Origin of the sequence: Microbispora bryophytorum (assembly GCF_043197435.1) — a bacterium.
Lineage (GTDB): Bacteria > Actinomycetota > Actinomycetes > Streptosporangiales > Streptosporangiaceae > Microbispora > Microbispora bryophytorum.
Genome location: NZ_JBICTF010000013.1, coordinates 44975 through 57266 on the forward strand (window position 1 = coordinate 44975; position 12292 = coordinate 57266).

Sequence of the window (12292 nt, forward strand, 5' to 3'; positions counted from 1 at the left end):
GTGAGAACCCCCGTCAAGTGGTGGACGGTTTCGCCGTGCCGGCCGCACCCGTCTGGGGCGTCACCGCCGAGGCGACCGAGGTCAGGTCGTTCCGGCTGGTCTCCCGCAGAGCCAGCACGCAGACCACGGTCAGCAGGCAGGCGGCCGCGATGATCACTGAGATCGTCGTGGTCGCGCCGCCGCCGGACGACGCGTCGACCTGGGCGAACAGCAGCGGAGCCAGCCCGGCGCCGAGCCCGGCGATCTGGTAGCCGAGCGAGGCTCCCGTGTAGCGGCTCCGGGTGGTGAACAGCTCGGTGTACAACGCCGCGAGCGGGCCGTACATCAAGGGGTGGAGGACCGACTGTCCGAGCACGAGCGCAATGGTGAGCACAGCCGTGCTGCCGGAGTCAACCATCGGGAAGAGCACGAAGCCGAACACCGCCATGAGCACCGCGCCGGTCAGCACGACCGGGCGGCGTCCGACGCGGTCCGACAACGCCGACCATCCGACGATGCTCAGGACGGCCAGCGCGGATGACAGGGTGAGGCCGTTCAGCACGTCCTGCCGGGGGAAGCCGGCCCGCACGCCGTACGCGATGAGGTAGGTGGTGAGCGTGCCCTGGGCCACGAAGGCCGACAACCCGACGCCCACCCCGAGCAGGAGCGTCTTCGGGTGGTTGCGGAGCACGTCGAGCAGCGGCGCCTTCTGGCGGGAGGCCTCGGTCCTGGCGGCCTCGAACACCGGGGTCTCCTCGACCCGCAGCCGGACGAACAGGCCGACCACCAGCAGGACGATGCTGAGCAGGAACGGCACGCGCCAGCCCCAGCTCAGGAACGCCTCCTCCCCGAGGAGCGCCCCGGTGCCGGTCAGCGCCGCCGTGGACAGCACCATGCCGAAGGGCGCCCCGGCGTTGGTGAAGCTCGCCCACAGTCCCCGGCGGCTGGTCGCGTGCTCGGCCGACATCAGCACCGCGCCGCCCCACTCGCCGCCCACGGCGAGGCCCTGCAGGACCCGGAGCACGATGAGCGCGATGGGCGCGAGGCTGCCGATCTGCGCGTAGGTGGGGAGCAGGCCGATGAGGAAACTGGCGACGCCCATCAGGGTCATGGTCAGCACGAGCATGCGCTTGCGCCCAAGCCTGTCGCCGAAGTGGCCGAAGATCACCCCGCCGAGCGGCCTGGCCAGGTAGCCCGTGGCGAACGTGCCGAAGCTCGCGACCGTCGCCGTGAGCGGGTCGAGGGAGGAGAAGAAGACCTTGCTGAAGATCACGGCCGAGGCGGTCGCGTACAGCAGGAAGTCGTAGTACTCGATGACGCTGCCCACGAAGCTGGAGGTCACCGCGCGGCGGAGCTGAATCCGGTGGGGGGGTGCGACTGACAGGTTCGGCATGACCGAGCTCCTCGTCCGGGAGCGAGCTTAGACTCTCGCCTTCTCGTCCGGAGGTTAGGCAGATCCATAACGGAGGTCAATACTCTGCCCAAGATGGGTGCGGCAGGGCCGGTCCGGGCGCACGGCCGGACCACGGCGAGGCCTCCGGGCAGGACCAGGCCCGCCGGTGGCCTCGCTCACTTCTCCTCCTTGAGCGCGAGCAGGCCGATCAGGTCGTAGGCCACGTGGGAGGCCGCGACGGAGGTGATCTCGGCGTGGTCGTAGGCGGGCGCGACCTCCACGACGTCGGCGCCGACCAGGTCGGCCCCGGCGAGGCCGCGCAGGATCTCCAGCAGTTCCCGGCTGGTCAGTCCGCCGGCCTCGGGAGTGCCGGTGCCGGGCGCGTGCGCCGGGTCGAGTACGTCGATGTCGACGGAGAGGTAGAGCGGGCGGCTCCCGACCCGCTGCCGCAGCGCGTCCGCGACCTCGTCCACACCACGGCGCAGCACATCGGCGCTGGTCACGATGCCGAACCCCAGCCGGCGGTCGTCACCGAGGTCCTTCTTGCCGTACAGCGGGCCGCGGGTGCCGACGTGGCACATCGCCTCGGTGTCGAGGATGCCCTCCTCGACCGCCCGGCGAAACGGCGTGCCGTGCGTGTACTCGGCCCCGAAGTAGGTGTCCCAGGTGTCGAGGTGGGCGTCGAAGTGCAGCAGCGCGACCGGGCCGTGCCGCCGGGCGGCCGCCCGCAGCAGTGGCAGCGCGATTGTGTGGTCGCCGCCGATCGTGACCAACCGGGTGCCGCCCTCCATCAACCCGGAGGCGGCCTCATCGACGGTCTCGACCGCCTCGCGGATGTCGAACGGGTTGCACGCGATGTCGCCCGCGTCCGCCACCTGCATCCGCGCGAACGGCGAGACGTCCAGACCCGGGTTGTACGGCCGGAGCAGGCGGCTGGCCTCGCGGACGGCCGAGGGGCCGAACCGGGCGCCGGGGCGGTAGGAGACCCCGCTGTCGAACGGCACGCCCACCACCGCCACATCGGCGTGCCCGACCTCGTCCAGCCGCGGCAACCGCGCGAAGGTGGCCGGTCCGGCGAATCGCGGAACCCGTACGGAATCGACGGGCCCCCGGGGCAGGCTCATACCTGATCCTTTCTCTCCGCCGCGCAGCCGCGGTTCAGGGACCCATTGATCGACAGTCTGCACACAACCCAACTAAACCGGCAACGGGTGCAAAAACGAAGAGTCAGCGGCACCGGTCGGTGGATGAGAACAACCGCGGACGACCCGGCGGCCAGTGCCGCCGGGGCCAGTGCGGCCGGGGTCAGGGCAAGGCGGGCGAGTCCTGCGCGCCGCACGTCTTCGAGCGTGGCCACCGGCGGCCGATCACGACCGGGTGCCGCCCGCACCACCCGTGCCACCGGGCTTTCGTGAAGGCGCGGTCCGGCATCGCGGATCGTTCGGGGGTGGGATATACACCCTGTACGCCGCACGCATGCTCGCGTTCCGACATGCCTTGCCGCGCTCGTCAGTAGAAGGAGAAAGGCATGAGCGCTTCACGCTCCGAGTTGTCCCGGCTTCGCCGGGCCGCCCCTTGCGAGGTACGGGTTCCTCCCGTCCCCGGCGAGCCGGCCTTCCTCCGGAGGATTCGGTGACCCTCGGCGGCGAAGACGACCAGACGGCGCCGTCACTGCGCCCGCAGTCCCTGATGTTCAGCTTCCTCGGCATCTACGTGCTGCATCGCGACATCGCCGTCTACTCCGGGAGCGTCATCGACGTCTTCGCCCGCCTCGGCGTCTCCGAGGAGGCCGTACGGTCGACGCTCGCGCGGATGGTGAAGCGGAACCTGCTGGCACGGCATCGGCAGGGCCGGAAGGTGTATTTCGGGCTCACCTCGCATGCCGTGGAGGTGCTGGAGGACGGGCGCAAGCGGGTGTGGGAGACCGGCGCGGTGAATCGCGACTGGGACGGCACCTGGACGCTCGTCGGCTTCTCCATTCCGGACAGCCGCCGCAGCACCCGGCACGACCTGCGGTCGCGGCTCATCTGGAACGGCTTCGGCCTGCTGCAGAGCGGTCTGTGGATCGCGCCGGGCGTCAGGGATGTCACCGACGTCCTCGCCTCCCTCGATCTGGGCGACCACGTGACCGTGCTGACCGCCAGGGCGTTCACGCCGACCGAGGCGGCCGACCTCGTCGGGAAGGCGTTCGACATCGAGCAGATCGCCGCGCGCCACCGGGCGTTCCTCGCCCAGTGGGACGTCACGCGGCCGCTCCCCGGCGCACCCGACGACCTCGCGCGGCAGCTGCTGCTGCACACCGACTGGCTGCAGCTCGTCCGCCAGGATCCGCACCTGCCCGCCGAGCACCTGCCCCGGGACTGGCCGGCGATCCAGGCCGAGCAGACCTTCCAGACGCTCGCCCAGCGGTACGAGCAGCCCGCCGCCGAGCTGGCCGCCGCGGTCCTGGACACGCTGGCCGTCTGACGCCCGGCCGCGCCGCCCCCCGATGGATCGAAGCGGCGCGGCCGGGCGCGGCCGGAGCCGGTCAGCCGGTGGCGCAGGCCGCGCCGTTGAGGGAGAAACCGGCCGGTGCGGTGTTGCTGCCGCCGTAGGTGGCCTGGAAGCCGAAGTTCGTGCTGCCTCCGGCGGGGATGGCGGGGTTGTAGGAGACGTTGCGCGCGGTGACCTGGGCGCCGGACTGGGTCACGCCGGCGTTCCACGCGTTGGTGACCTGCTGGTTGCCCGGCCACGTCCAGGTGACGGTCCAGCCGTTGACCGGCGTGGTGCCGGTGTTCGTGATCGTGACCTCCGCCGTGAAGCCGTTGTTCCACGAGTTGGGCCGGTAGGTGATCCGGCAGGATCCCTGCTGCGGATTCGACGGGCTCGCGGACGGGCTGGCACTCGGGCTCGGACTCGGGCTCGGACTCGGGCTCGGGGACGGACTCGGGCTCGGGGACGGGCTGGCGCTCGGGCTCGGGGACGGGCTGGCGCTCGGGCTCGGACTCGGGCCGCTACCGGTGAGGCCGAAGAACTGGATGGCGACGGCCGCCATGCCGCTCATGGGGAGACTGTGGCCCGCGCCCTGGATGGTGTAGGCCTCGACCCGCACCGTTGCGGAGGAGTCGGCGTAGCGGCGACGGTTCCACCCGGCCTGCGGGGTGTCGCTGGAGGTCGGCGTCTGGCTCAGGCCGTGCACGTTCGTCCACTGCTTGATTTCCTCCTCCAGCTCCGAATAGGCCACGACGTTGTCGGAGGTGCCGTGCCACAGCTGCATCCGCGGCCAGGGGCCGCGATAGGAGGGGTTGGCGTTGCGGACCACGTCGCCCCACTGCTGGGCGGTCTTGCCGACGCACGGCGCGGAGTTGCCGCCGGGCTGGTAGGCGGCCTCGTTCGGGAAGCAGGTGAACGGCACTCCCATGAACGCGGCGCCCGCCTTGAACACCTCGGGATACAGGGCGAGCATGGCGTTGGTCATCATGGCGCCCGAGGAGGCGCCGGTCGCGAACACCCGGTTCGAGTCGCCGTGATACTGCTGCTCGGCATAGGTCACCATCGACATCAGCGAGACCGGGTCGGTCTGGCCGCCGCGCACCTTGGACGCCTCGGACCAGTTGTCGAAGCAGTTGGCCTTCTTCGACGCCGACGGGTAGATCACGATGAAGCCGTACCGGTCGGCCAGCGACGCGAATTCGGTGGACGAGTAGAAGCCCGGCCCCGTCCCGCCGCACGTGTGCATGGCCAGCACGATCGCCGGGTTCTGCTGGGCGCTGTTCGGGACGTACACATACATGCGCAGATTGCCGGGGTTGGCGCCGAAGTTGGTCACCTCGGTCAGCGTGGCCGCGGCGGCGGGGTGCGCGGACACCAGCACCGACGCCAGGGCCGCGGCGGCGCACAGCACCGCGGCGACGGCACCGACGAGCGCCGCGAGTAATCGCCTCATCCGCTCCTCCTTTTCGATCAGTGGCGGTTCCTTCTTTTCTTTGTGCCTTTCCGCACACGCTCCAGAATCGCCGTCCGCTCAGATATCGTGACGTCAGCCGGTATAGAAGCGGTGTCGTCCCGCAGTCAAGGCATGACCGCGAGGGCCTCGGCGATCAAATAGGTGTTTCCGCTGCATATCAAAGTACTTGCTATCAATTCACTTGATAGCAATCCGCGAAACTTACATCGTGATGATCGCGCGGTATGGTCGTCCGGTGACCGCCCGCCGCCCCCGCCCCGCCGCCCAGCCGGCCGCCTCCGGGGCACGCCTGAGCTACCTGGTGTTCCGCCTGGAGCGCCGCATCCGCGCCCGCCTGGACGACACGCTCGCCCGGCACGGCGTCACCACGACCGAATACATGGCGCTCAGCGAACTGCGCACGCGCGACGGGGCGTCGTCGGCGGAGCTGGCCCGCATCGCCTTCGTCACGCCGCAGGCGATGAACCTCGTCATCCGCGACCTGGAACGGCGCGGCCTGATCCGCCGCGACCCGCACCCGGAGGGCGGCCGCACACTGTGCGCCCGCCTCACCGCCGAGGGGGTGTCCGTGCTGCGGCGGTGCGACACCTCGCTCGACGACATCGAAGCGGTCATGCTCGCGAAGGTCGACGACACGACGCGTGAGACCCTCAGAGACGGCCTCACCGTGTGCGCCCGGGCCCTGCGTCCCGACGCGGACTGACGCGGACCGGCGCGGACCGACGCAGACTGGCGCGGACTGGCGAGGTCGTCAGAGCAGCCTGGTCATGAACACGCTGTGCGGATCGGGCCGGTAGTCGGCGAAGGGTTCGCAGTAGCCGAACCCGAACTTCTCATAGAGCCTTCTGGCGGGCAGGAAGAAGTCGGCCGAACCGGTCTCCAGGCTCAGCCGGGTGAAGCCCATCCGCCCGGCCTCGGCGAGGATGTGGTTCAGCAGCAGGGACGCGATCCCGCCGCGCTTGCGCGCCACAGCGGTGCGCATCGACTTCAGCTCGGCGTGCGCCGGGTCGAGCCTCTTGATCGCGCCGCAGCCCACGACGGTGTCGCCGTCCATCACCGACCAGAACGTGACCTCGGGCGTGCGCAGGCCGTCGAGATCGAGGGCGTGCTTGCTCTCCAGCGGCGTGATGGACCGCATCTCCCGCACGTGTTCCCGCAGGAACTCGGCGATCAGCGGGCCGGACAGGTCGTCCACGACGATTCTCATCGCGCTCGTTCGTCCATCGGTGCTCGGTGACATCGGTGCTCGGTATCTGTGGTCGGGGACCACGGCCGGACGCCACTCTAGCCGCCGGTGCGTCAGGCGAATCCGAAGCCCGGGGGCAGCGGCTCCCGCCGGAACAGGTGCGCGGGTACGGCGTCGGCGAGGGCCTGATATCCCGCCGGGTTCAGGTGCAGGTGGTCGCCCACGTCGTACGTGGCGAGCAGCCGGCGGGGATCGGCCGGGTCGCGGGCGGCGCGGTCGAAGTCGATCACGGCGTCGAACCGGCGGCCGGCCCGGATCCACTGGTTGACCGCCTGCCGGGCCGCCTCCCGGCAGCCCTGCGCGTCGTCGTAGGAGGCGTTGCCGCCGAACGGTGTCAGCGTGGCCCCGTAGACACGGATGCCCCGGGCGTGCGCCCGCGTGATGATCTGGTCGTAGGCGAAGACCAGGTCGTCGGCCACCTGCTTCTGCGCGGCCGGGGTCGCCTCGGCGGTGCCGATGTCGTTGACCCCCTCGAACAGGACCAGCCACGCCACGCCGCTGTGGGCGAGCACGTCGCGGTCCAGCCGGGCCAGCACGTTGGGGCCCAGGCCGTCGTTGAGCACCCGGTTGCCCCCGGCCGCCTGGTTGATCACCGCCACGCCGTCCATGCCGTGCCGGGACCGCAGGCGGTCGAGCAACCGGTCGGGCCAGCGATCGTTGCCGTTGGTGGTCGAGCCCCGGCCGTCGGACAGCGAGTCGCCCACCACCGCCACCGCGGCGACCGAAGGATCGGCCCACACCTCCACTCCGCTGAGGAAGTACCAGTGGTCCACCGCGGTCGCACCGGGCAGGTCCTCCGCGTCGGCGTGGTCGCCGGGCAGCAGGTAGGAGGTGGTTCGCGAGCCCGGATGCGAGGTGATGCCCGCCGAGCGCTGCCCGTGGGCCAGATGGACCGTCACCGTCAGGTTCGACCCGGGCGCCGGCTCGACGTCCAGCGGGTCGGAGACCGCCTGCGCCCCGGCGGGGATCGTCAGCGACGGGCGCCCGTGGAAGGTCACCGGCCGCACCGTTCCCGGCTGGACCGCGCTCACCCCCGCCCGCCCTCCGGCCGGTGCCGCCACGGTCACCTTCGTGATGGGCAGCGCCGCGCCGCCGAAGGCGTTCGACACCCTCACCCGCATCCGCCACCCGCCCACCGAGACCCGGACCGTCTGGCGCAGCGTCGCGTTCGCGAGAACGAGGTCGTCCCGGAGGAACGGTGAAGGCGGCATGTTGTCCGGCTCCGTCAACTGCGGCATCGCCGTCCAGGTGGGGACCCAGTGCCCGTTCGCCTCCAGCACCATCGGCATCTCCGGCACCACATCGGGCTGCGAAACCACGGGCTCGTCCGGCATGCCGTGGCGGTCCGGCGCCGTCACGGGATGCGCCGGCCGCGGAGGTCGGGCACACCCGACTTGCGGAAGAAGTAGGCGTTGACCTGGTCGCGCCACTCCTCCGCGCAGCGGACCTGCTCGTCGAGGAGCCGTTCGACCCGGGCGTGCAGGGACGGGTCGAACAGCCCGGCGGCCTCCTGCCATCGCCGTCTGGCCTCGACCGCCTCCTCGGTCCCCGCGAAATGCGTGTCGTAGATGTGCTGGATGACGGTCGATCCGCTGTGCAGCACGTGCCCGTACGGGACGTGGTGGAAGAACAGCAGCAGTTCGTCGGGGCACCGGTCGAGCGACTCGTACACCTGCGACCACGGCGGCGGATACTGGCCGGTGAAGCCGGTCCCGGTGGCGCGGGTGCGGTCCACGCCGACGCCGTCCCGGTCGGCGAAGTGATAGGTGCCCCACGGCGTGTACTCGTATCCGTCCACGTCGGGCCCGTAGTGGTGGCCGGGACGGACCATGAATCCGACGCCCAGCGGCGCGGTGTACCGCTCGTAGGTGCGCCAGGAGCCGCCCATGATCGCATGCAGGGTGCGGCGCAACCGTTCGGTCTCCGCGGTCCCCGCAGGCTCCGCGTCCCCGCTCACCGTCCCGGACGGCGTCGCCGGCGTGAAGGTGAGGTCGATCCACTCGTCGAGGATCGCCGCCGGGTCGGTCCCCGGCGCCCAGGCGAGCCTGCCGAAGGCGTACAGGTTGGCCTGGGCGAGCGGGTGGCCGGTCCAGTAGGGGTCGTCGCCCACGTTGGAGACCCCGACGAGCCCGCCGCCGCCGACGAGCTCCGCCACGTCGGCCCCGCCGTCTCCCCAGGGGCGGAAGCCGAGCACCTCGCGCCACATCGGGGGGAGGTAGCAGACGTGCCGCTGCTGGCCGGTGTACTCCTGCGTCACCTGCAGTTCCACGGCCAGGCGGGTGGCGGGCATGGCCGCGATCACCGGCGACACCGGCTCGCGCACCTGGAAATCCACCGGGCCGTGCTTCACCTGCAGGATCACGTTGTCGCGGAACCGCCCGTCGAGCGGGGCGAAGTGGTCGTACGCGGCGCGGGCCCGGTCGGTGGACCGGTCGCGCCAGTCCTGCCGGTGGTTGTACACGAAGGCCCGCCAGTGGACGACCCCACCGTACGGCTCCAGCGCCTCGGCCAGCAGGTTCGCGCCGTCGGCGTGGTCGCGCCCGTACGCGAACGGGCCGGGCTGCCCCTCGGAGTCGGCCTTCACGACGTAGCCGCCGAAGTCGGGGATCGCGTCGTACACCCGCTCGGTGACGCCCGCCCACCATTTCCGCACGTCCTCGTCGAGCGGGTCGGCGGTCGCCAGCCCGCCGAGGACGACGGGCGAGGCGAAGCTCACCGACAGGTGGACTCCGATCCCGTACGGCCGCAGCACGTCCGCGAGCGCGGCGACGTCGCCGAGCCGGTCGGTCAGCAGGTGGGCCTCGGTGGCGTGCACGTTGACGTTGTTCACGGAGATCGCGTTCACGCCGCACGCGGCCAGCAGCCGCCCGTAGGCACGCACCCTGGCCAGGTCGCCGCGCGGCGCGCCGTCGCGCCAGAAGATCGACCCGCCCGCGTAGCCGCGTTCGACCTGGCCCATCACCGGATGCACGTCGACGTTGTCCCAGTGGTCGAGCATGCGCCGCCCCATCGCGGGCCGGTGCTGCTCGGCCTGCCGCTCGCCGGCGAAGGCCCGCTCACCGAGCCGCACGACGTGGAACAGGCCGTAGAGCAGCCCGGCGGGCTCGTCGGCGAGGACCACGGTGACGCCGTCGCGCCGCGCGAGCACGTATCCCTCGGCGCCGATCGCGGAACCGGGCCGGACCTCGCCCGCGACGCCCGGCAGCGGTTCCGCCGTGGTGAGCGCGAGCACGAGGTCGTGCGGCCCGTCTCCGGCGCCCCGGCGCACGCGTCCGCCGTGCCGGGCACAGGCGTCCGCGACCTCGTCGTGCACGGTCCCGGCGAGGAGCCCGTCGCCGAGCACGAGCGTGCGGCGCGAGCCGATCGCGCGGAACGCCTCCGGCGGCAGCCACGCCGGATGGACAGGATCAGGATGCGTCACGAGGCCTCTCCGGGGAATCGCCCTGCACGATATCGCCCTGAACGGTGAACTTCTCCGTGACCTCGGCGATCAGCGACCGGCTGTTCAGCAGCAGCGCCGCCGCGAACACCGAGGCCAGCAGCGCCAGCGCGGCCTCGGAGCCGACCAGCGTGACGCCGGCCGCGACGACGAGCAGGCAGGCGTCGGCCAGCGCGACCCGGGGCGAGGAGAACAGGAAGTAGGCGGCCAGGCGGGCGACGTCTCTCGCCCGGAACGTGAACAGCGATGTGATCACGAGGGCGTTCGCGCCCCAGAGAGCCGCCGCCAGCGCGATGAGGACCAGCAGGATCGCCCACCACCCCGGGACGCCTGCGGCGCCGAAGTTCCCCAGCGTCGATCCGACGACGGTCAGCAACGCCAGCAACGGGATCCAGAGCTTCACCACCCCGCCGACGTTCATCCGGTAGCCGCGCCAGAACGCCGTCGCCGGGTGGAGATCCGCCAGGTCCAGCCGGCGGTGGTGCACCGCGTACAGCGCGGCCGACAGCGCCGGGCCGGCCGGCAGCGCGCAGACCGCGGCCAGCGGGACGTTGGCGGCGTCGTGGTCGAGCAGCACGAGCCCGGCCAGGCCGGGCACGGTGGTGGCCAGGACCAGGAGCTCGACCACGAGCAGGGTGTAGATCAGCGCGGAGGCGCGCGAGAGCGGTCCCTGACCGAAGCGCCGCATCGTCGTCTCGGTCACAGCGCGGATTCCTCACCCGAGACGAGCGGGTCCAGGCCGAGCAGGCGGCGGTCGTCCCACCTGTCCCCCCAGGGCGGGGTCTCGTCGGCCACCGGCGTGATCTCCAGCAGGGTGACCTCGTGGCGGTCGAGGGTGACGTCCAGGACGACCCTTCCGTCCTCGATCGGCAGGCTGCGATGGCCGCGGACCGGCTCCGCCGCCTCCCGCAACGCGTCGAGCTGCCGTGGGCCGGGCGAGGCCGGGCGGCCCATCTCGCACCACGCCCTCCAGGCGTTGCCCTTCTCCTCGCTCACCGACGAGCGGAGCAGGAAGGCCCGGCCGGACGGGATGCCGGACGGGGAGCCGACCGGGACCGACAGCCGCACGGTGTGCCCGTCGGCGGGCGGGCCGCCGGTGACGTCCACCGGCGCCCAGACCAGCGCGGTGACCCGGCCGGCGTCGTCCCGCGTGACCAGGTGATCCTTTCCGCGCGCCAGGATCTCCTCGCCCATGCGGGCCATGAAGGCGTACAGGTGATAGGTCGGCTTCTTGATCTGACGGTGGGTCAGCAGGCCGAAGCCGCCGTGGAACAGCGACGTCGGCACCCCCGCCTCCTCGAACACGTCGCAGAAGGTCCAGTAGGAGAAGGAGTCGGCCAGGTCTCCCCCGGCGGCCAGCACCGGCGCGAGGTACGCGGCGTGGAACGCCGTGTCGTGGATCGGGTTGTCCGGCCGGTAGGAGGAGTTGAACTCGGTGATGTGCACGGGCAGGTCCGCCAGCGGGCCGCCCCGGAGCTGCCGCCGTGGGGTGGCGAACTGCTCCAGCAGCCGCGACGGCGGCGCCAGCGTCTGGTGCACGCCGAACGGCACGTGCTGGGCCGGGCCGGAGGTGTAGGCGTGCCGGCTGACGAAGTCGATCGGCACAGACCGTTCGACGACGAAGTCGGCGAAGCGCACCAGCCACTCGTCGGAGCCGGGAGAGATGGCCGGTCCACCCACCTGCAGTGAGGCGTCCACGTCCTTGACGGTGTTCGCGGTCAGCTCGTACAGGCGGTGGTAGGCGGCCTCGTCGGCGTCGAGCCAGAACTCCTTGAGGTTGGGCTCGTTCCACACCTCGATGGGCCAGGTGCGCACCTGGTCGAGCCCGTACCGGCCGACCAGGTGCGTCACCGTGGCCCGCACCAGCGCGGCCCACTCCTGCCAGTCCCGGGGCGGGGTGACGTTGCCGCGCCACCAGAACACGGTCTGCTCACCGGACGCGAGCCCGGAGGGCATGAAACCCAGCTCCAGGAACGGCTTGACGCCAAGGTCGAGGTAGGCGTCGATCACCTGGTCCACGTAGGTGAACGCGTGCCGCACGTGCCGGGTCCCCCCGTGCTCGTACGGCCGGTGGACGCCCACCCCGTCGCTCAGCAGCCCGTGCCCCCGGATGTGCCGGAAGCCGATCTCCCGCTGCACCAGCGCCAGCGACTCCTGGTAGTCCCGGCGCAGGGCCAGGTCGAACCGGCCGGTGCCGACGCAGAACCGCCAGGCGTCCGTCAGCCGGCTCGGGGTCTCGTGGACATCGGGGGCAGGGCTGGGCATCATCGTCCTTCGCTCGCCGTCGGA

General features: G+C 71.6%; 10 protein-coding genes. 2 read left to right on the forward strand and 8 right to left on the reverse strand.

Annotated elements, in window-relative coordinates:
- Positions 1–13: 13 nt before the first annotated feature.
- On the reverse strand, positions 14–1372 hold the full coding sequence (locus ACGFIB_RS33150) for an MFS transporter (protein WP_393377107.1): 1359 nt from the start codon (positions 1370–1372) through the stop codon (positions 14–16).
- Between the two features lie 176 nt (positions 1373–1548).
- The gene (speB, locus tag ACGFIB_RS33155; protein WP_393377109.1) at positions 1549–2496 is read right to left on the reverse strand and encodes an agmatinase; all 948 of its coding nucleotides are present in this window, start codon (positions 2494–2496) and stop codon (positions 1549–1551) included.
- Positions 2497–3004: 508 nt separating this feature from the next.
- On the opposite strand from speB, the gene ACGFIB_RS33160 reads away from it, so the two are divergent.
- Positions 3005–3838 carry a PaaX family transcriptional regulator gene (locus ACGFIB_RS33160; RefSeq protein ID WP_393377112.1) on the forward strand — a complete coding sequence of 278 codons (834 nt, stop codon included), beginning with the start codon at positions 3005–3007 and terminating at the stop codon, positions 3836–3838.
- Positions 3839–3899: 61 nt separating this feature from the next.
- On the opposite strand, the gene ACGFIB_RS33165 is transcribed toward ACGFIB_RS33160, so the two are convergent.
- On the reverse strand, positions 3900–5297 hold the full coding sequence (locus tag ACGFIB_RS33165) for an extracellular catalytic domain type 1 short-chain-length polyhydroxyalkanoate depolymerase (RefSeq protein WP_393377114.1): 1398 nt from the start codon (positions 5295–5297) through the stop codon (positions 3900–3902).
- A 256-nt stretch (positions 5298–5553) separates the two neighbouring features.
- Between ACGFIB_RS33165 and ACGFIB_RS33170 the strand changes: the two genes are divergently transcribed.
- Positions 5554–6021 (forward strand): MarR family winged helix-turn-helix transcriptional regulator, encoded by a 468-nt coding sequence (locus tag ACGFIB_RS33170; protein WP_191053346.1) that lies wholly within the window; start codon positions 5554–5556, stop codon positions 6019–6021.
- 48 nt (positions 6022–6069) lie between these two features.
- Here the strand turns inward: ACGFIB_RS33170 and ACGFIB_RS33175 are convergent, their stop codons facing one another.
- The 5 genes from ACGFIB_RS33175 to ACGFIB_RS33195 all read right to left on the reverse strand — a co-directional run bounded on the left by ACGFIB_RS33175 (position 6070) and on the right by ACGFIB_RS33195 (position 12268).
- Positions 6070–6525: a GNAT family N-acetyltransferase gene (locus ACGFIB_RS33175; RefSeq protein WP_357250514.1), complete on the reverse strand. Its 456-nt coding sequence runs from the start codon at positions 6523–6525 to the stop codon at positions 6070–6072.
- 92 nt (positions 6526–6617) lie between these two features.
- On the reverse strand, positions 6618–7922 hold the full coding sequence (locus tag ACGFIB_RS33180; RefSeq protein ID WP_393377117.1) for an SGNH/GDSL hydrolase family protein: 1305 nt from the start codon (positions 7920–7922) through the stop codon (positions 6618–6620).
- Positions 7919–9985 (reverse strand): alpha-glucuronidase, encoded by a 2067-nt coding sequence (locus tag ACGFIB_RS33185; RefSeq protein ID WP_393377120.1) that lies wholly within the window; start codon positions 9983–9985, stop codon positions 7919–7921. The genes ACGFIB_RS33180 and ACGFIB_RS33185 overlap by 4 nt, the downstream gene beginning before the upstream one ends.
- Entirely contained in the window at positions 9972–10706 is a 735-nt protein-coding gene (locus tag ACGFIB_RS33190) for a hypothetical protein (protein ID WP_393377123.1), read from the reverse strand. The genes ACGFIB_RS33185 and ACGFIB_RS33190 overlap by 14 nt, the downstream gene beginning before the upstream one ends.
- Positions 10703–12268: a GH39 family glycosyl hydrolase gene (locus ACGFIB_RS33195; protein ID WP_393377125.1), complete on the reverse strand. Its 1566-nt coding sequence runs from the start codon at positions 12266–12268 to the stop codon at positions 10703–10705. The genes ACGFIB_RS33190 and ACGFIB_RS33195 overlap by 4 nt, the downstream gene beginning before the upstream one ends.
- Positions 12269–12292: the final 24 nt, after the last annotated feature.

Excerpts from the sequence above, each read along its gene's own strand:
- ACGFIB_RS33150 (WP_393377107.1), bottom strand. The coding sequence starts at position 1,372 with ATGCCGAACCTGTCAGTCGCACCCCCCCACCGGATTCAGCTCCGCCGC.
- speB (WP_393377109.1), bottom strand. The coding sequence starts at position 2,496 with ATGAGCCTGCCCCGGGGGCCCGTCGATTCCGTACGGGTTCCGCGATTC.
- ACGFIB_RS33165 (WP_393377114.1), bottom strand. The coding sequence starts at position 5,297 with ATGAGGCGATTACTCGCGGCGCTCGTCGGTGCCGTCGCCGCGGTGCTG.
- ACGFIB_RS33175 (WP_357250514.1), bottom strand. The coding sequence starts at position 6,525 with ATGAGAATCGTCGTGGACGACCTGTCCGGCCCGCTGATCGCCGAGTTC.
- ACGFIB_RS33195 (WP_393377125.1), bottom strand. The coding sequence starts at position 12,268 with ATGCCCAGCCCTGCCCCCGATGTCCACGAGACCCCGAGCCGGCTGACG.